The organism is Klebsiella sp. CN_Kp091, assembly GCF_040065095.1.
GTDB lineage: Bacteria > Pseudomonadota > Gammaproteobacteria > Enterobacterales > Enterobacteriaceae > Klebsiella > Klebsiella aerogenes.
This window is the reverse complement of the sequence record NZ_JBEAIO010000043.1, coordinates 67845-87849: the sequence shown is the minus strand read 5'-3', so window position 1 is coordinate 87849 and position 20005 is coordinate 67845. Positions and strand designations below refer to the sequence as shown.

The 20005-nt window shown below is 54.2% G+C and carries 16 protein-coding genes; 6 read left to right on the top strand and 10 right to left on the bottom strand.

All coding sequences use genetic code 11. The annotated features are described in order from the left end of the window. Window positions 1-5: 5 nt before the first annotated feature. A complete protein-coding gene (locus ABLV17_RS18030; RefSeq protein WP_087859226.1) occupies window positions 6-740 on the bottom strand; it encodes a response regulator transcription factor in 735 nt (244 codons plus the stop codon). A gap of 272 nt (window positions 741-1012) precedes the next feature. Between ABLV17_RS18030 and fdhF the strand changes: the two genes are divergently transcribed. Both fdhF and ABLV17_RS18020 read left to right on the top strand, forming a co-directional pair. Next, window positions 1013-3160, top strand: a complete 2148-nt coding sequence (fdhF, locus tag ABLV17_RS18025; RefSeq protein WP_308958424.1) for a formate dehydrogenase subunit alpha — start codon at window positions 1013-1015, stop codon at window positions 3158-3160. A 352-nt stretch (window positions 3161-3512) separates the two neighbouring features. Continuing rightward, window positions 3513-4196 carry a tetratricopeptide repeat protein gene (locus tag ABLV17_RS18020; RefSeq protein WP_087858852.1) on the top strand — a complete coding sequence of 228 codons (684 nt, stop codon included), beginning with the start codon at window positions 3513-3515 and terminating at the stop codon, window positions 4194-4196. A gap of 35 nt (window positions 4197-4231) precedes the next feature. Here the strand turns inward: ABLV17_RS18020 and gltP are convergent, their stop codons facing one another. Further along, window positions 4232-5542, bottom strand: a complete 1311-nt coding sequence (gene gltP, locus ABLV17_RS18015) for a glutamate/aspartate:proton symporter GltP (RefSeq protein WP_045398139.1) — start codon at window positions 5540-5542, stop codon at window positions 4232-4234. A gap of 414 nt (window positions 5543-5956) precedes the next feature. Here gltP and acs point away from each other — a divergent pair, with 414 nt between their 5' ends. From acs to actP, 3 genes are all read left to right on the top strand, one after another. Further along, the gene (acs, locus tag ABLV17_RS18010; protein WP_032709622.1) at window positions 5957-7915 is read left to right on the top strand and encodes an acetate--CoA ligase; all 1959 of its coding nucleotides are present in this window, start codon (window positions 5957-5959) and stop codon (window positions 7913-7915) included. A 183-nt stretch (window positions 7916-8098) separates the two neighbouring features. Further along, window positions 8099-8413 (top strand): DUF485 domain-containing protein, encoded by a 315-nt coding sequence (locus ABLV17_RS18005; protein WP_045398145.1) that lies wholly within the window; start codon window positions 8099-8101, stop codon window positions 8411-8413. Further along, the gene (actP, locus tag ABLV17_RS18000; protein ID WP_213317920.1) at window positions 8410-10059 is read left to right on the top strand and encodes a cation/acetate symporter ActP; all 1650 of its coding nucleotides are present in this window, start codon (window positions 8410-8412) and stop codon (window positions 10057-10059) included. The genes ABLV17_RS18005 and actP overlap by 4 nt, the downstream gene beginning before the upstream one ends. A 41-nt stretch (window positions 10060-10100) precedes the next feature. Here the strand turns inward: actP and ABLV17_RS17995 are convergent, their stop codons facing one another. The 7 genes from ABLV17_RS17995 to ABLV17_RS17965 form a co-directional block, all read right to left on the bottom strand. Beyond that, the gene (locus ABLV17_RS17995) at window positions 10101-11195 is read right to left on the bottom strand and encodes a type 1 fimbrial protein (protein ID WP_113375008.1); all 1095 of its coding nucleotides are present in this window, start codon (window positions 11193-11195) and stop codon (window positions 10101-10103) included. Between the two features lie 19 nt (window positions 11196-11214). Further along, window positions 11215-11778, bottom strand: a complete 564-nt coding sequence (locus ABLV17_RS17990) for a fimbrial protein (RefSeq protein ID WP_308958495.1) — start codon at window positions 11776-11778, stop codon at window positions 11215-11217. A gap of 22 nt (window positions 11779-11800) precedes the next feature. Beyond that, window positions 11801-14374, bottom strand: coding sequence for a fimbria/pilus outer membrane usher protein (locus ABLV17_RS17985; RefSeq protein WP_348854525.1), 2574 nt, complete (start codon window positions 14372-14374; stop codon window positions 11801-11803). After that, complete coding sequence (locus ABLV17_RS17980) at window positions 14328-15014, bottom strand: fimbrial assembly chaperone (RefSeq protein WP_087858822.1); 687 nt, start codon at window positions 15012-15014, stop codon at window positions 14328-14330. Before ABLV17_RS17980 ends, ABLV17_RS17985 begins: the two co-directional genes overlap by 47 nt. Before the next feature lie 53 nt (window positions 15015-15067). Continuing rightward, window positions 15068-15628: a fimbrial protein gene (locus ABLV17_RS17975; protein WP_162750243.1), complete on the bottom strand. Its 561-nt coding sequence runs from the start codon at window positions 15626-15628 to the stop codon at window positions 15068-15070. 450 nt (window positions 15629-16078) lie between these two features. Continuing rightward, complete coding sequence (locus tag ABLV17_RS17970; RefSeq protein WP_087858823.1) at window positions 16079-16768, bottom strand: LrgB family protein; 690 nt, start codon at window positions 16766-16768, stop codon at window positions 16079-16081. Then, on the bottom strand, window positions 16761-17171 hold the full coding sequence (locus tag ABLV17_RS17965) for a CidA/LrgA family protein (protein ID WP_113375005.1): 411 nt from the start codon (window positions 17169-17171) through the stop codon (window positions 16761-16763). Before ABLV17_RS17965 ends, ABLV17_RS17970 begins: the two co-directional genes overlap by 8 nt. A gap of 103 nt (window positions 17172-17274) precedes the next feature. On the opposite strand from ABLV17_RS17965, the gene ABLV17_RS17960 reads away from it, so the two are divergent. Next, window positions 17275-18156, top strand: coding sequence for a LysR family transcriptional regulator (locus ABLV17_RS17960; protein ID WP_087858825.1), 882 nt, complete (start codon window positions 17275-17277; stop codon window positions 18154-18156). Between the two features lie 131 nt (window positions 18157-18287). Here the strand turns inward: ABLV17_RS17960 and ABLV17_RS17955 are convergent, their stop codons facing one another. Then, the gene (locus ABLV17_RS17955; protein ID WP_015368729.1) at window positions 18288-19934 is read right to left on the bottom strand and encodes a Na+/H+ antiporter; all 1647 of its coding nucleotides are present in this window, start codon (window positions 19932-19934) and stop codon (window positions 18288-18290) included. Window positions 19935-20005 lie beyond the last annotated feature (71 nt).

Here is a 20005-nt window from a genome sequence, read left to right as displayed (position 1 = left end):
TCCCCTTAGGCCGCTTTGTCGTTATGGATAACGTCAGCGGAGAAAACGTAGCCCAGCCCGCGCAGGGTTTTAATCAACGTGGGCTGGTGCGGATTGACCTCAATTTTACGCCGCAGGCGCATGATCAGCACATCGATCGTGCGGTCGAATACCTCCATGCTCTCATTATGGGTCAGCGCCAGCAGCTGTTCACGGTTCAGAACCCGGCGGGCGTTTTGCGCCAGCGCCAGCAACAATCCATATTCCCCCTGGGTTAACGCCACGCTCTGCTGCTGGGGATTAAACAGCTCACAACGGCGGGTATCCAGCCGCCAGCCGTTAAACAACAGGCCATGATCTCCGCCCGGCACGAGGCTTTCCGTGCCGATCGCCCCGCTGCGCCGCAGCACCGCCTTGACGCGCGCCACCACTACCCGCGCGTTGAACGGCTTGGCGATGTAATCGTCGGCGCCCATTTCCAGCCCGACCACCACATCCGATTCGCTTCCCAGGCCGGAAAGCATTATCACCGGTAGCTCAGACCGCGTGCGCTGCAGCTGTTGCAACACCAGCAATCCATTGGTATCCGGCAAGATCATATCCAGCAGCGCCAGCGCAATATCTGCGCGCCGGGCGACCGTCGCCAGCGCTTCGCCGCCGTTCTGGCAGGCCACCACCTCGAACGCGTGGGCGCCGAGCACGTCGCTCAGCAGCTCGCAGATCGCAGCGTCATCATCAATCACTAAAATGACCGGTTTCATGGTTTACCTCTGCCTGGCGGGAATAGTGTCAGTCTGGTCGATTGTGCAAGCAGGCGACGACAAATCCATTTTTCGCTGCCGTTTTTATAATCGGCGTCACATCTCCGGGCTTTTCGTCACGTCAAAACTGACGATGACCTGTTTTTCGTCAGCATTTCGCCCAAAAAAGCCGCGTACTATCCGTCAATACCCACAATGAAAACATGGCATAGAAGATGCATAGTGACGGTCGATTGCGCGTCAGCGCTAATTGATTAACTGGAGCAAAACCGATGAAAAAAGTCGTCACGGTTTGCCCGTATTGCGCATCAGGTTGCAAAATCAACCTGGTGGTCGATAACGGCAAAATCGTCCGGGCTGAGGCGGCGCAGGGGAAAACCAATCAGGGAACCCTGTGTCTGAAAGGCTATTATGGCTGGGACTTCATTAACGATACCCAGATCCTGACCCCGCGTCTCAAAACCCCCATGATCCGTCGCCAGCGTGGCGGCAAACTGGAAGCCGTCTCCTGGGACGAGGCGCTCGATTATGTCGCCACCCGCCTTGGCGCCATTAAAGAAAAATATGGCCCGGACGCGATCCAGACCACCGGCTCCTCCCGCGGGACCGGTAATGAAACCAACTACGTGATGCAAAAATTCGCGCGCGCCGTTATTGGCACCAATAACGTCGACTGCTGCGCTCGCGTCTGACACGGCCCTTCGGTTGCAGGTCTGCACCAGTCGGTCGGTAACGGCGCCATGAGTAATGCCATCACGGAGATTGATAACACCGATCTGGTGTTTATCTTCGGTTACAACCCGGCGGATTCCCACCCTATCGTGGCGAATCACGTCATTAACGCCAAACGCAACGGGGCGAAAATCATCGTCTGCGACCCGCGCAAAATTGAAACCGCGCGCATCGCCGACATGCACATCGCGCTGAAGAACGGCTCGAATATCGCGCTGCTCAACGCCATTGGCCACGTTATTATTGAAGAGGATCTGTACGATAAATCCTTCGTTGCCAGCCGTTCCGAAGGCTTCGAGGAGTATCGCAAAATCGTCGAAGGCTACACGCCGGAGTCGGTGGAAGAGATAACCGGCGTCAGCGCTCAGGAGATCCGCGCCTGCGCCCGGATGTATGCCAGCGCCAAATCCGCCGCCATCCTGTGGGGCATGGGCGTCACCCAGTTCTACCAGGGCGTGGAGACCGTGCGGTCGCTGACCAGCCTCGCGATCCTCACCGGCAACCTCGGCAAACCGAGCGTCGGCGTCAACCCGGTACGCGGACAGAACAACGTCCAGGGCGCCTGCGATATGGGCGCGCTGCCGGATACCTATCCGGGCTACCAGTACGTTAAGTTCCCGGAAAACCGCGAGAAGTTCGCTAAAGCCTGGGGCGTCGACAGCCTGCCGGAACATACCGGCTATCGCATCAGCGAGCTGCCGCACCGCGCCGAACACGGCGAAGTCCGCGCCGCCTATATTATGGGCGAGGATCCGCTGCAGACCGATGCCGAGCTTTCCGCGGTGCGCAAGGCGTTTGAACAGCTGGAACTGGTTATCGTCCAGGATATTTTCATGACCAAAACCGCCGCCGCGGCCGACGTCATCCTGCCGTCCACCTCGTGGGGCGAGCACGAAGGCGTGTATACCGCAGCGGACCGCGGCTTCCAGCGCTTCTTTAAAGCGGTGGAGCCGAAGTGGGACCTGAAAACCGACTGGCAGATCATCAGCGAAATCGCCACCCGGATGGGCTATCCGATGCACTACAACAACACCCAGGAGATCTGGGATGAGTTGCGGCATCTGTGCCCGGACTTCTACGGCGCCACCTATGAAAAAATGGGCGAGCTCGGCTATGTCATGTGGCCATGCCGCGATGAGTCCGACGCCGACCAGGGGACGTCGTATCTGTTTAAAGAGAAGTTCGATACCCCGAACGGGCTGGCGCAGTTCTTCACCTGCGACTGGGTCGCGCCGATCGATAAGCTCACCGACGAGTACCCGATGGTGCTCTCAACGGTACGCGAAGTCGGTCACTACTCCTGCCGTTCAATGACCGGCAACTGTGCGGCGCTGGCGGCGCTGGCGGATGAACCGGGCTATGCGCAAATCAACACCGCCGACGCCGAACGGTTAGGCATCGAGGATGAAGCGCTGGTGTGGGTCAATTCGCGTAAGGGGCGCATCATCACCCGCGCGCAGGTCAGCGATCGGCCGAATAAAGGCGCGGTGTACATGACCTACCAATGGTGGATCGGCGCCTGTAACGAGCTGGTGTCGGAGAACCTGAGCCCGATAACCAAAACGCCGGAGTACAAGTACTGCGCGGTTAACGTTGAGCGGATTGCCGATCAGCGCGCGGCGGAGCAGTACGTGATCGACGAGTACAACAAGCTGAAAGCCCGCCTGCGCGAAAGCGCGATGGGTTAAGGTTCGACGGCCATACCCGATATCCGGGCCCTTCCCCGGTGGCGCTTACGCTTACCGGGGCTACCAACCGACTACCGAACCGTAGCCCGGATAAGGCGCTACGCGCCGCTATCCGGGAATTCTCCCCCGGTGGCGCTTACGCTTACCGGGGCTACCAACCGAATACCGAACCGTAGCCCGGATAAGGCGCTATGCGCCGCTATCCGGGAACCCTCCCCGGTGGCGCTTACGCTTACCGGGGCTACCGACCGAATACCGAACCGTAGCCCGGTTCACCCCGCTAATTCCCGCCATTTTCTTCTTTTCCGCCTCCCTTTATACTGCGGGGGTCTTCCTTACTGATAATAAAAAAATGAAATACCTCTATTTACTGCTGGCGCTGACAAGCTTCGCCGCAGACGCTGCAGATCCGGGCAGCCAATACCAACAGCAGGCCGAAGCTGGCGACCCGCGCGCGCAGTTTTATCTGGCGGATACCTGGGTTAGCTCCGGCAACTATCAACAGGCTGAATACTGGGCGCAGAAAGCGGCGGCGCAGGGCGATGGCGACGCGCTGGCGCTGCTGGCTCAGCTTAAAATCCGTAACCCGCAGCAGGCCGACTATCAGCAGGCTCGACAGCTAGCGGAAAAATCCGTGCAGGCCGGCAGCAAGGCCGGCGAGATTATCCTCGCCCGCGTGCTGGTCAATCAGCAGGCTGGCCCCACCGATTATGCGCACGCCATCAGGCTGCTGCAGGATGCGGCCAAAGATGAAGAGAGCGACTCTGCCGTCGATGCGCAGATGCTGCTGGGGCTTATCTACGCCAGCGGCGTGCTGCCGCCGGAAGATGACCTCAAGGCCGCGCAGTACTTCAAAGGCAGCTCGGCGCTTTCGCGCACCGGCTATGCCGAATACTGGGCTGGGATGATGTTCCAGCAGGGAGAGAAAGGTTTTATCGAACCAAACCCGCAAAAAGCGCTGCATTGGCTTAACGTCAGCTGTCAGGAGGGGTTTGATACCGGATGTGAAGAGTTCGACAGGATAACCAAAGGCTAAAAAAAGCCCGGCGCGAATGGCCGGGCTCTGACATCTTATTGGGCGGTTTTATCAAACTTGCCCAGCACTTCGCGTTCATACGCCAGCGCTTTCTTGCGATCAAACTTATGTTCCCACTTGGCGATAACCAGCACCGCCAGCGCGTTGCCGACCACGTTCAGCGCGGTACGCGCCATATCGAGGATACGGTCGACGCCGGCAATAAACGCCAGCCCTTCCAGCGGGATCCCCACGCTACCCAGGGTCGCCAGCAACACCACGAAGGAGACGCCCGGTACACCCGCGATGCCTTTCGAGGTCACCATCAGCGTCAGCACGAGAGTGATTTCCTGCCACAGGGAGAGGTCGATACCATACAGCTGGGCGATGAAGATCGCCGCGATGCTCTGATATAGCGTCGAACCATCGAGGTTAAAGGAGTAGCCGGTCGGCACCACGAAGCTGGTGATTGAGGCCGGCGCGCCGTAGGCTTCCATTTTCTCAATGATACGCGGCAGCACGCTCTCGGAGCTCGCCGTGGAATAAGCCAGAATCAGCTCATCTTTAAGGATACGAATCAGGATCCAGATGCTCAGCCCACATACCCGCGCCACGATACCCAGCACCACCAGCGCGAAGAACAGAATCGCGAAGTAAACCAGGATAACCAGCTTAGCCAGCGGCCACAGCGAAGCGAAGCCGAAGGTGGCGACGGTCACCGAGATCAGGGCAAAGACCCCGACCGGCGCATAGCGCATCACCATGTGCGTCACTTTAAACATGGTTTCGGAGATGGAGCGGAACACGGTCACCAGCGGTTCGCGGTGAGTAGACGGCAGGGAAGAAAGCCCCAGACCGAACAGCACCGAGAAGAAGATAATCGGCAGCATATCGCCTTTCGCCATCGAGGCGACGATATTAGTCGGCACCAGCGACAGGATAGTCCCCATCAGGCCGTGAGCGTGGCTCTGCACCTCTGCGGTGGTGTTCTGATATTTCGAGATATCGACCGCCGCCAACTGCGACATATCAATGCCGCTACCCGGCTGGAAGACGTTCGCCAGGGTGATCCCCAGCACAATCGCCACCGTGGTGATCACTTCAAAATAGATAATGGTCTTGGCGCCGATGCGGCCCAGTTGCTTGGCGTCGCCTACACCCGCAATGCCCACCACCAGCGTCGAGATGACAATCGGGACGACAATCATTTTAATCAGGTGGATAAAGATATCGCCCGCCGGGGTCAGGAGGTTTGAGATTAACCAATCACGGCTTTCGGCGTGGTAATGCAGGTAGCTGCCCAGAAGTATGCCAAGCACCAGGGCTAGCAAAATCTGCCAGGCCAGGCTGACTTTTGTTTTTTTCATCACTACTGACTTCCTCAATGAAAGGCACCATTCCGGGAGGTAATGGCACCCACTGAAAGGGGTATGAATTGTGTTGCGTTGCTTTATGGGGTTATTTAACGCGCAATATCAGTATCATTTGCACGGCATGCTGCGCAAGCCTTTAAGAACAGGGCTTTCCTCTGGTTTTCTGCATAAATCCGCCCATTTCAGCGCATTACATTGCATAAGTATTTGTTATAAAAAATATTTAACACATTCAGTTTCTATAAATCCACGCTGTAAATTATTTCACTTCAAAGTTTCATTTGATTGAATTTCATTCAGTTTAATCAATGCGTGATCTGCCCCCCAAATAGTAAACAAAGCTCATAAAGCCCCTATTCTTAACGGTTATTTGACATATATTTAACAAGTTAAAGGAGAAAAAAAGCCATGAGCCAAATACATAAACACCCTATTCCCGCAGAGATTGCGGAACATTGCCTGATGAATCCGCAACAGTACCAGGTGAACTACCAACAATCCATCAGCAACCCAGATGCCTTCTGGGGTGAGCAAGGCAAAATCCTCGACTGGATTAAGCCCTATACGCAGGTAAAAAATACCTCTTTCGCCCCGGGAAACATCTCCATCAAATGGTATGAAGATGGCACCCTGAACCTCGCGGCCAACTGCCTCGACCGCCATCTGCACGAGCGCGGCGACCAGACCGCGATCATCTGGGAAGGCGACGACGCCAGCCAGAGCAAAAACATCACTTATCGCCAACTCCATCGCGATGTTTGCCGTTTTGCCAACGTATTGCTCGATCTGGGCATTAAAAAAGGCGATGTCGTTGCTATCTATATGCCGATGGTGCCGGAAGCCGCCGTCGCTATGCTGGCCTGCGCGCGCATCGGCGCCATCCATTCGGTTATCTTCGGCGGCTTTTCGCCGGAAGCGGTTGCCGGTCGTATTATCGACTCCAGCGCTCGCCTGGTGATCACCTCTGACGAGGGGTTACGCGCCGGTCGCGCCATCCCGCTGAAGAAAAACGTCGATGATGCGCTGAAAAACCCGCACGTCACCAGCATCGAGCACGTAGTGGTACTCAAACGCACCGGCGGCAAAATCGACTGGCAGGAAGGTCGCGACCTGTGGTGGAGCGATCTGATTGAAAAAGCGGATGACCAACATGAAGCGGTGGAAATGAACGCCGAAGACCCGCTGTTCATCCTCTATACCTCCGGCTCGACCGGCAAGCCTAAAGGCGTGCTGCACACTACCGGCGGCTACCTGGTGTATGCGGCGACTACCTTCAAATACGTCTTTGATTATCATCCGGGCGATATCTACTGGTGCACCGCCGATGTGGGCTGGGTCACCGGTCACAGCTACCTGCTGTACGGCCCGTTGGCCTGCGGCGCCACCACGCTGATGTTTGAAGGCGTGCCAAACTGGCCGACCCCGGCGCGCATGTGCCAGGTAGTGGATAAACATCAGGTCAATATTCTGTACACCGCGCCGACGGCGATCCGCGCGCTGATGGCGGAGGGCGACAAAGCTATCGAAGGTACCGATCGTTCCTCACTGCGCATCCTCGGCTCGGTCGGCGAGCCGATTAACCCGGAAGCCTGGGAGTGGTACTGGAAGAAGATCGGCAACGAGAAGTGCCCGGTGATGGACACCTGGTGGCAGACCGAAACCGGCGGCTTCATGATTACCCCGCTACCGGGTGCCACCGAGCTGAAAGCCGGTTCCGCCACGCGTCCATTCTTCGGCGTCCAGCCGGTGCTGGTGGACAACGAAGGGACGCCGCTGGAAGGCGCGACCGAGGGCAACCTGGCTATCGCCGACTCCTGGCCTGGCCAGGCGCGTACCCTGTTTGGCGATCATGAACGCTTCGAGCAGACCTACTTCTCGACCTTTAAAAATATGTACTTTAGCGGCGACGGCGCCCGTCGCGACGAAGATGGTTATTACTGGATAACCGGTCGCGTCGATGACGTACTGAACGTCTCCGGCCACCGTCTGGGCACCGCGGAAATTGAATCCGCGCTGGTTTCGCATCCGAAAATCGCCGAAGCGGCGGTGGTCGGCATTCCGCATAACATCAAAGGCCAGGCCATCTACGCTTACGTGACGCTGAATCACGGTGAAGAGCCGACGCCGGAACTGTATGCCGAAGTACGTAACTGGGTGCGCAAAGAGATTGGCCCACTGGCGACGCCGGATGTACTGCACTGGACCGACTCGTTGCCGAAAACCCGCTCCGGCAAAATCATGCGCCGTATTCTGCGTAAGATTGCCGCTGGCGATACCAGTAATCTCGGGGATACCTCGACGCTGGCCGATCCGGGCGTAGTGGACAAACTGCTCGAAGAGAAGCAGGCCATTGCGATGCCTTCTTAACACGATACCTACCCCCCTCTCCCTCTTAGGAGGGAGAGGTTAAAAACATAAACTCCCCCCAAGGATTCTATTCAGCAGGAAAGCGGTAAATCAGCGACGACTCGACGCAATAGCGTCGGGCGGGTCACTGTTGCCGACGGATAGCCGATGGATGACATAAGGGTTACCTCTGGAGACGCTAAGATGAATGAACAAATTTGTCAGCGGATAGAAAATAGTGCGCATTTCAGGGAGTTAGTTGCATCACGGCAACGGTTTGCCGCCATTCTGTCAGTCATTATGTTGGTCATTTACGTAGGCTTTATTTTGCTTATCGCCTTCGCGCCCGGCTGGCTGGGGACGCCGCTGCATGAAGGCACCAGCGTCACCCGCGGTATCCCTATTGGCATCGGCGTCATTATCATCTCCTTCGTTCTGACCGGGATTTACGTCTGGCGGGCAAACGGCGAATACGACAAGTTGACCAAAAGCGTGATTAGCGAGGTGCAAGCATCATGAAAAAAGTCCTGACGGCGCTTGCCGCCACGTTCCCTTTCGCGGCCAACGCCGCCGATGCCATTACCGGCGCGGTGCAGCGTCAGCCGACCAACTGGCAGGCGATTATCATGTTCGTGATTTTCGTCGCCTTGACGCTGTATATCACTTACTGGGCGTCAAAACGCGTACGTTCGCGTAGCGATTACTACACCGCAGGCGGCAATATCACCGGTTTCCAGAACGGTCTGGCGATTGCCGGCGACTTTATGTCCGCGGCCTCGTTCCTCGGCATTTCCGCGTTGGTTTACACTTCCGGCTACGACGGTCTGATCTACTCGCTCGGCTTCCTCGTCGGCTGGCCGATTATCCTGTTCCTGATCGCCGAACGCCTGCGTAACCTCGGCCGCTATACCTTTGCCGACGTAGCGTCTTATCGCCTGAAGCAGGGGCCGATTCGCACCCTCTCCGCCTGCGGTTCGCTGGTGGTGGTGGCGCTGTATCTGATCGCGCAGATGGTTGGCGCCGGTAAGCTCATCCAGCTGCTGTTCGGCCTCAACTACCACGTGGCGGTGGTGCTGGTCGGCGTGCTGATGGTGTTGTACGTGCTGTTCGGCGGCATGCTTGCCACCACTTGGGTGCAGATTATCAAAGCGGTCCTGCTGCTGTTCGGCGCCAGCTTTATGGCCTTTATGGTGATGAAGCACGTCGGGTTCAGTTTCAATAATCTGTTCACTGAAGCGATGGCGGTCCACCCGAAAGGGGCGGCGATCATGAGCCCCGGCGGGCTGGTGAAAGACCCGATATCGGCGCTGTCGCTCGGTCTCGGCTTGATGTTCGGTACCGCGGGCCTGCCGCATATTCTGATGCGTTTCTTCACCGTCAGCGACGCCAAAGAAGCGCGTAAGAGCGTGTTCTACGCCACCGGTTTCATGGGTTACTTCTATATTCTGACCTTTATCATCGGCTTTGGCGCGATCATGCTGGTGGGGGCGAATCCGGCGTTTAAAGACGCGGCCGGACAGCTTATCGGCGGCAACAACATGGCGGCAGTACATCTGGCGGATGCCGTCGGCGGTAACCTGTTCCTCGGCTTTATCTCGGCGGTGGCGTTCGCCACAATTCTGGCGGTAGTCGCCGGACTGACGCTGGCGGGGGCATCGGCGGTCTCTCACGATCTTTACGCTAACGTGTTCCGTAAAGGCGCGACCGAACGTCAGGAGCTGAAAGTATCGAAAATCACCGTGCTGATCCTTGGCGTGGTGGCGATTCTGCTGGGGATTTTGTTCGAAAACCAGAATATCGCCTTCATGGTCGGCCTGGCGTTCTCTATCGCCGCCAGCTGTAACTTCCCGATTATCCTGCTGTCGATGTACTGGTCGAAACTGACCACCCGCGGCGCGATGATTGGCGGCTGGCTCGGCCTGCTGACCGCGGTGATTCTAATGATCCTCGGCCCGACCATATGGGTGCAGATCCTCGGACACGAGAAAGCCGTCTTCCCGTATGAATACCCGGCGCTGTTCTCCATCGCCATCGCGTTCATCGGCATCTGGCTGTTCTCGATTACCGATAACTCCGCCGAAGGGATGCGCGAGCGCGAGCAGTTCCGCGCTCAGTTCATCCGTTCGCAAACCGGTATCGGTATCGAACGCGGTCAGGCGCACTAAGCGTATCAGCCTCTTCCTCGCGCTGGGGAGGAGGCTGAGGTTTAGTTATAGGTAAAAGTTATCACCCCGGCCGCATTTGCCGAGCCCGCCGTCACCGTCGCCCCTGTTTTGTAGTAATTGGTTGAGAATAGCAACGTGTCTAAAGCATAGGCGCCGCCGGGGCTATCAGGATTAGTAAAAATAGTATAGCCAGCATCCGCGCCGCTATTGGTCACCGTGGTGCGGCTTGAAGAATACAAGCTGATATCCGTATTCAACGGTAACGCCTCGCCATTCAGATTAAGCTGAACGCCAACGCCGGTGGCGACATTGCTATCTGCCGTCAGCGCCATCACCGTGTTATCAGGATTATCACCGCCCGCTTGTGCCGCCGTCACCCGCATCGATACGTTAGTCCCGGGTTCGCAGGCGAGCGTGACAGATTGCCGGACGGAGCCCACTTTCGTCGCGGTATTAAACGCCGAGGCGCTGACCGTCCCCATCGCGAAGTTGAGCCCCGAGCTATTGGTTACACAGCCCATCGGGGTCAGTTGAATCGTGGTGGTGCCGCTGATATGCAAGGGAGAAATACTGGTGGTGCCGACATTATCCTGAACCGATACTCTGGAAATCGGATCGCCAAACGTTAAAGTACTATTGCTGGCGATCGGCCCGCCGGTGGCGACCAACTGTAGTTGATACGCGGGCGAGTAACTGGTTGTCGCGAAGCTATCACCAAATCCCGTAGGCTTGCCCAGATAATAGTTCGCATCGCCAATATAATGCGTTTGATAATCACTGCTAAAATCATTGGTATCGCCACCGTACTCACCTGTGATATTTAGCCAGACTTTCACACGAATACCAACGCCTGAAACCGAGGTGGTATAGATATTATCGCCAATTAGCGTACCCGCATTGTCTGATGCCCACTTAAAAAGCGCGTAGGTTTCACCTTCACAATTTAATAACGTTGTCTGCGCGCGCGTAATTTTGCCGGAGTCATATAAAATAGTACCAGCCGAATAGCTACCGGCATTGACGAGGATTTTCTCCGGCAAATTGGTCATAGAGACGCTGCCATAGTTAATCCCATCACAGGCCCAACCATAAACAGGAAAGATAATAACCAGTAACAGTAAAATGTATTTTTTCATACTCTTCCCTGTATAAATATCATTTATAGGCCACATCAAACGTGGCCGTAAAACCCACTACGCCAGCGCTTATTTTTCCATAGGGTGAATACATTCGAGCAAGCATATTAAAAGTATGCGTATCAGTGTTATCAAAGGTATAGAGATAGCGTTCGTTGGGGCCTAAGGTTTGTTGGTCGGTTTGGCTAAGCAATTGCATTCCGACGCCGCTGGCGCCGTTACTGCCTGTTTGATTACTTTTGTAGATTGAAGGATAAGTATCATCATAAGATGAACCACTGAATGATAGCGTAACCGACGTTAAACCCGCAGCACAGTTAGTAAACTCTAATTTAACCGGCGTACTTTGCCCATGGGATCCTGCTTTCCCCGTCAGAGTTTGATAGGACACCGTGCCTAAGTCGATGGTGGTTGACGGTTTAACCGCCACCTCGCAGGAGGGCTCCTCGATACTTCCCGTGACGTTAATATTAAGCGTACTCGACTCATCATATGCCAGCGCGCAAGGCGCGATAAAAAAGCTGCCGGGCAATAAAACAAGGGCGCAAGTTAATATCGAAGTTATTTTTTTAACTTTACTCATTTATTACTCTCAGCGTGAAAAGTTAATAACAAATAGCCTGATAGAAAATAATATCCTGGTCCGAAACCTGGCCGCTAAAGTCATAAACTGCCCGACACTGCTCATTGCTACCGCTGCCCCATTTTACAAGCAGCGCACCTTTTTTCTGGAGGCCCGTTACATATACCTGTCCGCCATCACCAACAATATTGCTGCGGATATCATTGGCTCGTCCATTATTATTATCCAGAGACACGATGGCGCCAAATGGGACAATTCCAGACTTCGTTTTTAAGGTAATCATTGCCTTATAGCCAATATAGGTATCGTATTTTACTTTCACGATGGCGTTGCGCGTCGGCACCACGGTTCTCACCACATTATCCACTTCGGCGCCAGTGACCTGCTGCTCATCCAATGACAAGTTGTTGCTATGATAAGGGCGGATATAAGGCACAATAGCGTAACCCGCCGAATCGGTGCTGACGTTCGTTTGACCGCGCACCGTCACATCGCTGACGCCTGGCGTTTCAACCAGCGCCGAGCTTTCCCCCAGAAAACGAGAAAACGTAAGTCCACCTGAATGAGCAACCATGCCGCCACGCAGCGTATAGTTGTAATGGTTGCTATAGCGATCGTAACCATATCCGGCGGTCACTTCGCCCCTTGATCCTTGATAACCCACGCCAATATTTCCGGAGATACTTTTATCACTGGCGTCATAGCCTTGCTGAACGTTCCAGTTCAGCGAACGATCGGCAAGCATCATCCCGTTAAGACCGACACTGTGCGTGGTATCGCTTTTACGGCCCGCGCTCATACTGTAATTGGCTGACATCGTTTCGCCGAGCGGCACACTCAGCGTGAGTGACACGATAGTGTCGCTGTCTGGATTGTTCTCCCCGCTATCGTCTGTACTTTGGACATTACGGTTGTATGAATAATTAACAAAGTAAGACACTTTGCCGATAGTACCGCTATAACCAACGCCTAAAGAGGCCATTCTTGAGTTATCCCAATACGTTTCATTGACCAGTGAAAGCGACAGTGAGCCGTAGTCAGATAGCGTTTGCGAAATTGACGCATCAAAACGACCTTTTTTGCGACCGGTTAATGAACTGCGGTCACTATCAGCGGTAGTCTCATCAATAAAGTCGGCAAAAGAATAATATCCGGAAGTGGAATAGCGATAACCCGCGACGGAAAAACTGGTCCCCGATTGCATAAAACTTTTATTAAAACGCAGGCGATAGGATTGCCCTTTCTCTTTAGTTGCAAAGAGCGAGTTATCGTTATTTTTCATCTCAGCCAAAGAGCCGGAAGCATCCAGAGAAAGAGCGCCAACAATACCGAGATTGAATCCGGTACCTACGAGTATATTCGTATACCGATCTTCAGCTTGCTGAAACCCGGTATAGAGCGTGGCGTTGCTGGAAAGCCCGTAAGCCAAAGTTGACTGGACAAAATTATATTCTTTACCGCCTGAATTGGCCGAGCGGGTCTTACCGCTGCTAAACGTGTAATCCAACTGCCCTTCGCGCTGCAAAATCGCCAATGATGCGTAAGGAACGACGAAACTTTGCTGACTGCCATCTGACTCTTTAATATTGACGTACAAATCGCCAGCGCTACCGGTAGAGTACAGATCTTTTATCTCAAAGGCGCCGGGGGCAACCGTCGTTTTATAAATACTATAGCCGTTTTGATAAACAGAAACTTCGGCCGTTGTCCGCGCAATTCCCTTAATCGTCGGCGCAAAACCATGCAGGCTATCTGGTAGCATTTCTTTGTCCGAACTTAGCTGTAGACCAGTGAAGTTCAAACTGTCGTAAATATCCGAGGCGGTATAGGTATTGCCCATCACCAACTGGCTTTTCAGCCGATGAATATCTCGCGCAAGATAGCTATAAACCGATTCCCACCGGCTGCCATCATCGCTATGGTTAAGCGTGCTGTAGTTGCGTATACGCCACGCTCCCCAATTAATACCTGGCTGCAGGCTGACAAACTGACTCTCCGTCGCGGCGCCGCCATGACGCGGAATGCTACGCTGGCCGGATAGGCTGTAATTGAGTACACCGGCATTGATGCCTTGCTGCCACTGATTTTCCGGCACATAGTCTCTTGGCCGATTCAGTAACGCGACCTGTGGAATCGAAAAATTAATCCGCTGCTGGGCGAGTTCGACGGTGTACTCCAGCCCCGGAATGGCAGACAGGCGAGCGCATTCCGTTCCCGCGGCAGCAAGCTTCGGGTAACTCTCGGTATTAATTAACCACGTTTTAAGAAGCTCAAGCCGAATGCAAGGTTGAACCGCCATCGCGGCATCGCCGGAATGTTTTTTAAAATCAATAGATTCAGAAGAAACAAATTTATCATTTATATAAACATCCAGGCTATAGCGGCCCGGCGGTACCGCTTCCTGAGAAAAATAGGATAAATCGACAGCAGTTGATTGGCTTTCCGTAACCTCAAGGAGATGGGGATTAAAATATTCACTCGCCTGTACGCTAACGCTCAACGCGGCAGCGGACAGGATTAAAATAATACGGCAGTATATTAACTTCGAACTATTGTACGATCGCAGTGTATTTCTTTCCTGACATACCATAATCATTAATCACGCTCCATGTGATCGATTGTTTCCCTGTCGAGGATAAATTACTTTCAGCTGGTATTTTTAACGTCGTAAACGGGGCGGCAAACCATCCGCCAGAAATATTCCTACCGTTAATGCCAATCTGCGAGAAGTTCATATAAAGTGGTGAGTTGTTCTTTACACTAATAAAGCTTCCCAAGCGCTGCCATTGTAATTTCCCGGCATACATTTCTGGCGAACTGTTTTTAAGCTCAGCGGGACGATAGATAAGTTTTATCTTTGAATTGATAGCAAACTGAACCATATTAGTATCTGGCATATTATTCATTGCCGGAATACCTTTAATGTTAAGCCAAAACATGGATTCACGGTCGGCGGCCAGAGGCTTACCGGAACGCACTATTCGCACGAAACCTTTTTCTCCCGCTTTTAAGCGAAAAAGCGGAGGGGTAATGATAAATGAGTCTTTCGCCGGAGATGTGGCATCCACCAATGAGACCCACGACTGAACAATATCAGAGCTATTATCTTTATTCTCTACAGCTACCTCGGCATTATTTTTTGCACCGTCAAATATCACGCGAGTTGCGCCAACCACTACGCTCGCTTGCGCGCTGGTGATAGATAATAACCCGAAAAATAACAGAAAATATCTCATCTGATTTTATTCCAGGGGAATCAGGATAGATTCCCCTTGCTCCATGAATAATATTAATAGTAAGTCACGTTATAAGTCACAGTGGTTTGTACTGCGCCTTTAGTTGGGTCAGCGCTTCCTGATTTAGCCATTTTTACCGTAAAAGGGATGGTCGCCTCACCAGAGGAGATATCAACATCGGCGCCCTCAACGTTATTTTTGAGTAAATTTCCCGCATTGTCGAAGATAGCAACGGCAACGCCTGATGCCGCTTCCGAGCCTGCCTGGTTTTTAAAATAATCGCTATTAGCGCTGTCTGCTTCGCCACCAAATGTTACGCGAGCGATAGTGCTCCCTCCCTCTTCAGTGGTTGGGCAATCAGCCAGCTTAAAGGAAAAGTTTTTCGCCGCGCCGTAGGTATAGGCTTTTAAATCTGCAACCGACGCGGTCCCCATGGCAATCGCAGTTACGCCGCCGTCAATGGTTGCGGTGCAGGTTGTATCAGAAACGGTACCGGTGAAGGTAATGGTATTCGGCGCCGCTTGCGTAATAGTAGACAACATACAGGAGGCGGAAATCGCCAGCGCGCTGAATAAATATTTTTTACTGATTTTCATATGAATTCCCATATCCATTGTAAAATGACAATCAATCCGTCAATTGCTTCATGCAGGTATATTAGAGAATGGAATTCAATATTCGCATTACAAATGCGTCATGCAAATAATGATAAGATCAATTTATACCCGTCATACTTCACCACGTGGTCACTCATTGAATCCATTCAATAATAATATCCCACATCAAAATAATATCGAGCAGAAAATATTTTTCAATAAGAAGAGCTAACATCACTTATTAGCAGAAATTTATCACCAGGCATCACAAAACATAAAATCATAAACATCAACAAATTAGATATACACTCAGCCAGAAAGAAAATTAATGTATCCTGATGGATTCGGAATAAAGCCTAAACACTTTAAATATTAATTACGCCAAACATCTTATATATACGTAGTTTCTTAACTCATTCTAATATCAGCAGCCTTACCCGCTGTACTTCGGGGTAAAACTGCTGAAGTTTAAAATATCGCCCAGCGCACCAAAGGCGCCGCCAGTACCATCACTACGCCGGAAAGCATCATTACCAGGCTGGCGACCACGCCCTCCTGCTGCCCGAGCTCGTAAGAACGAGCGGTCCCGGCGCCGTGGGACGCCGCGCCAAAGCCGGCTCCTTTCGCCATGCCGGCGCTTATCGACAAGCGTAAGAACAGCACGTCGCCAATCGCCATGCCAAAGACTCCGGTAACCACCACAAACAGCGCCACTAAGTCGGGTTGACCGCCGAGCGGTTTCGCTGCCGCCAGCGCAAACGGCGTGGTCACCGAGCGCACCGCCAGGCTTCGCTGGATCTCATCTGAAAGAGTAAACAGACGCGCCAGCCAGACGGAAGTGGTTACCGCCACCAGCGAAGCCGTTACCACCCCGGCAGTCAACGACATCCAGTGACGCTTGATAATCGCCATGTTGTCATAGACCGGCACGGCGAAGGCGATGGTGGCTGGCCCCAATAGCCACAATAGCCAGTGCGACTCGCCCATATAGCTCTGGTAGGAAATATGACCAAAGACGAGGATCAGCACCAACAATACCGGCGTCAGCACCAGCGGCATCAACGGCAGTTTGTGGAAGCGGCGATAGAGACGCTTATTGGCAAAATAGAGCACGAGGGTGACCGCCAGACACAACACGCTCAGGGTAAAATCACTCATCTTTCAACCTGCTCACTTCGTAGCGATAAACCTTATCCACTACCCACGCCGTGGCGCCCAATACCAGGGTGGTGCTTAGCGCGATGACGAGGAAGATACGCCAGCCGTCCACCATCAGCAGTTGCGCATAGTTAACGACGGCAACCACCGCCGGGACGAAAAATAGCAGCATCTCCGCCAGCAGCCAGCGCGCGCCTGCGCGCACCCAGTTCAGCGGTATCACCCGGCAGACGATAAGCATCAGCAGCATCAACATGCCGACAAGATTGGCCGGAAGCGGGAGATGAAGCCAATTAACCAGATATTCAGCGCAGACAAACAGCCCGGCATAGAGCAGTACCTGAACCGGTACCTGAAGACGTCGCGCCACGAAAGGCGCAACACGTGCTGGCGCGAAGGCCATGAGCGGAATTCCCTAAAAATAAGACAGACGTGAAGTATAGAGAGCCGCCCTTACTGACAGAAATGAATTAAAATCATCACAGGTATAGTCTCAGGGAATAATCATGGATATACGTACGTTGCGATATTTTGTCGAAGTCGTCCGCCAGCAAAGCTTTACCCGCGCGGCGGAGAAGCTCTTCGTCACGCAGCCCACCATCAGCAAGATGCTCAAAAATCTGGAAGACGAGCTCAACTGCACTCTGCTTATCCGTGATGGCCGTAAGCTGTTATTAACCGATACCGGCCGGGTAGTTTTCGAACGCGGGCAGGCGATACTCGGCGAATTCAGCCAGTTAAAAGCCGAGCTCAGCGATATCAACCATCTGAATAAAGGCGTGCTGCGGCTGGGGATCCCGCCGATGGTCGGCATGTTGATGGCTGAGCCCATCAGCCGGTTTCGCCTGCGTTATCCCGGCGTGGAGCTGAAAATTTCCGAGTTCGGCGGGCTGACGGTACAGCAGGCGGTTAGCAACGGCGAGCTCGATCTGGCGATGACCGCGCTACCGGTCGATGAGGCCAGCGGTCTGACCACGCTGTCGCTCTTCAGCCATCCGCTCTGCGTCCTCGTGCCAAAGACGGCGCAATGGCAGGATATCACCTCGATCTCGCCGCAGAAGCTGGCGCAGCATCCGTTGGTTATCTACAACGAAGATTTTGCCCTCAGCCAGCAGCTGATGCGCCTGTTTGCCGAGCATGACGTGAAGCCGCGTATCGCCGTGCGCAGCGGCCAGTGGGATTTTCTGGCGGCAATGGTGCAGGCGGGCATTGGCGTGGCGATTTTGCCGGAGCCGATTTGCCAGCGGCTGGATGCCGAGGATTTTTACTGGATCCCGCTGGAGAGCGAATTACGTTGGGAATTAGGGATGATCTGGCGGGAAGGCGTATATATGTCGCGCAGCGCCCAGGCGTGGCTGGAGTGCAGTAAGTCATTTTGGCTGGAGTAACTCCCCGGTAAGCGGCAGCGCCACCGGGGGATTTTGAGGCCATTGGTACCGGCAGTATCAGCCAGCATGGTGAATAAATTAACGGCACCGCGAGTAGTCCCGATAAACGTCGCGCTTACCGGGACTTAAGGTTACTGATCTTCGATTAACAGCGCTTCTAACAGGTCGAGATCGTGCAGCAGCTTCTGCAACGTCTCGTTGCTGATTTGCCGCGTCGCGCGCAGGTGGTACAGCTCACCGCGCTCCGAACGTAGCGCCGCCAGACGGAAACGGCGCTCAAGGCTCTCTTCCAGCATCGAGGTTTCGACATCGTTACGGCCATCCACACGGCGTCGCAGGTTACCGATGACGCGCGAACTTACCTCGGTCAACAGCTGGTTGTCGATATTCTCTTTGGTATCCGCCGCCAGGCGTTCTTCCATTTTCTGAATCGCGACAATCGCCACATCCGCCGTCGCGGCACGCGCCAGACGCTCTTCTTTGCGCTGCTGTACGTGGTCGGTAGACTCAATACGCCGCAGCAAAATCGGCAACGCGATGACCCCGACGAACAGGGAGAAAAGAATCACCCCGGCGGCCAGGAAGATAAGCTCGTAACGCGCCGGGAAGACGTTGCCGTCCGGCAGCAGTAGCGGAATCGACAGCACACCGGCGAGAGTAATCGCCCCGCGCACCCCGGCGACGGAGGAGATCAGCAGCTCACGGGTGGTCCAGGAGCCAAACTCCATCGGCTTCTTCTTCAGGAAGCGCTGGCTAAGCTTACGCATCGTCCACAGCCAACCGAAACGCACCAGCATCAGCGCGGCGTAAATCAGCACGATATCGGTGAACAGCATCCAGGTTTCAACGTTAGGATCGGCTTCTGCCGCCACCAGCGAACTCGACAGGATATCCGGTAGCTGCAGACCCAACAGCAGGAACACCATGCCGTTAAACACGAACTCCAGCATTGCCCAGGTGCTGTTGGCGCGCAGGCGCATAGCCAGCGGCGCGGTACGCATCACCCCGGAACGGGTGATGGTCATCCCTGCGGCCACCGCCGCCAGGATCCCGGAGAAACCGATATGTTCGGCAATCAGGTAGGAAGCGAACGGCAGCAGGAACAGCAGCACAATTTGCGTTGCCGGTTCATCGCCGCCCCAGCGGCTGAGGAAACGCATTGAGCGGCCATACAGCCAACTGACCACGAAACCGGCCAGGATGCCGCCAATCGCCACCTTCAGGAACTCAACGGTGGCGCCGCCAATGGTGAACACCATCGTGCCCATTGCCACGGCAACGGCAAATTTTAACGACACCAGGCCCGAAGCGTCGTTCATCAGCGCTTCGCCCTGCAGAATGCCCATGATTTTCTTCGGTATCCGCCCTTCGCCGACAATACCGGACAACGCCACGGCATCGGTCGGCGACAGCACCGCCGCAAGGGCGAATGCCGGAACCAGCGGGATCCCCGGCACAATCCAGTAAATCAGGAAGCCGATACCGACCACGGTGACCACCACCAGCGCCAGCGCCAGGCCGAAGATTTCTCGCCCGTGCTCGATAAACTCGCGGGTCGGCGTTTTCCAGCCGTCGGCAAACAGCAGCGGCGGGATAAACAAAACGAGGAAGAGTTCAGGGTCGAACTCGACGTGCAGACCAAAGGTCGGCCAGGCCAACAGCGCGCCGATGGCGATTTGCATTAACGGTAATGGAACCTGAAAGGGCAGTACGCGTGTAACCACCCCGGAGAGAGAGACCACGAGGGTCATGATGAGTATGGTGAAGAATATTTCCATGTGTTCCCTGTTTGCTGCGTTTTCTTTTTTTACATCCGAGGCGTCATGTCTCGAAATGATACGCTACTCAG

What these genes read in the sequence shown, in the direction of transcription:
- ABLV17_RS17975 (WP_162750243.1), bottom strand. Translation starts at nt 15,628, where the DNA reads ATGGATATGGGAATTCATATGAAAATCAGTAAAAAATATTTATTCAGC.
- ABLV17_RS17995 (WP_113375008.1), bottom strand. Translation starts at nt 11,195, where the DNA reads ATGAAAAAATACATTTTACTGTTACTGGTTATTATCTTTCCTGTTTAT.
- ABLV17_RS18005 (WP_045398145.1), top strand. Translation starts at nt 8,099, where the DNA reads ATGAATGAACAAATTTGTCAGCGGATAGAAAATAGTGCGCATTTCAGG.
- ABLV17_RS17980 (WP_087858822.1), bottom strand. Translation starts at nt 15,014, where the DNA reads ATGAGATATTTTCTGTTATTTTTCGGGTTATTATCTATCACCAGCGCG.
- actP (WP_213317920.1), top strand. Translation starts at nt 8,410, where the DNA reads ATGAAAAAAGTCCTGACGGCGCTTGCCGCCACGTTCCCTTTCGCGGCC.
- ABLV17_RS17970 (WP_087858823.1), bottom strand. Translation starts at nt 16,768, where the DNA reads ATGAGTGATTTTACCCTGAGCGTGTTGTGTCTGGCGGTCACCCTCGTG.
- ABLV17_RS18030 (WP_087859226.1), bottom strand. Translation starts at nt 740, where the DNA reads ATGAAACCGGTCATTTTAGTGATTGATGATGACGCTGCGATCTGCGAG.
- ABLV17_RS17955 (WP_015368729.1), bottom strand. Translation starts at nt 19,934, where the DNA reads ATGGAAATATTCTTCACCATACTCATCATGACCCTCGTGGTCTCTCTC.
- ABLV17_RS17985 (WP_348854525.1), bottom strand. Translation starts at nt 14,374, where the DNA reads ATGATTATGGTATGTCAGGAAAGAAATACACTGCGATCGTACAATAGT.
- acs (WP_032709622.1), top strand. Translation starts at nt 5,957, where the DNA reads ATGAGCCAAATACATAAACACCCTATTCCCGCAGAGATTGCGGAACAT.
- ABLV17_RS17990 (WP_308958495.1), bottom strand. Translation starts at nt 11,778, where the DNA reads ATGAGTAAAGTTAAAAAAATAACTTCGATATTAACTTGCGCCCTTGTT.
- ABLV17_RS17960 (WP_087858825.1), top strand. Translation starts at nt 17,275, where the DNA reads ATGGATATACGTACGTTGCGATATTTTGTCGAAGTCGTCCGCCAGCAA.
- ABLV17_RS18020 (WP_087858852.1), top strand. Translation starts at nt 3,513, where the DNA reads ATGAAATACCTCTATTTACTGCTGGCGCTGACAAGCTTCGCCGCAGAC.
- ABLV17_RS17965 (WP_113375005.1), bottom strand. Translation starts at nt 17,171, where the DNA reads ATGGCCTTCGCGCCAGCACGTGTTGCGCCTTTCGTGGCGCGACGTCTT.
- gltP (WP_045398139.1), bottom strand. Translation starts at nt 5,542, where the DNA reads ATGAAAAAAACAAAAGTCAGCCTGGCCTGGCAGATTTTGCTAGCCCTG.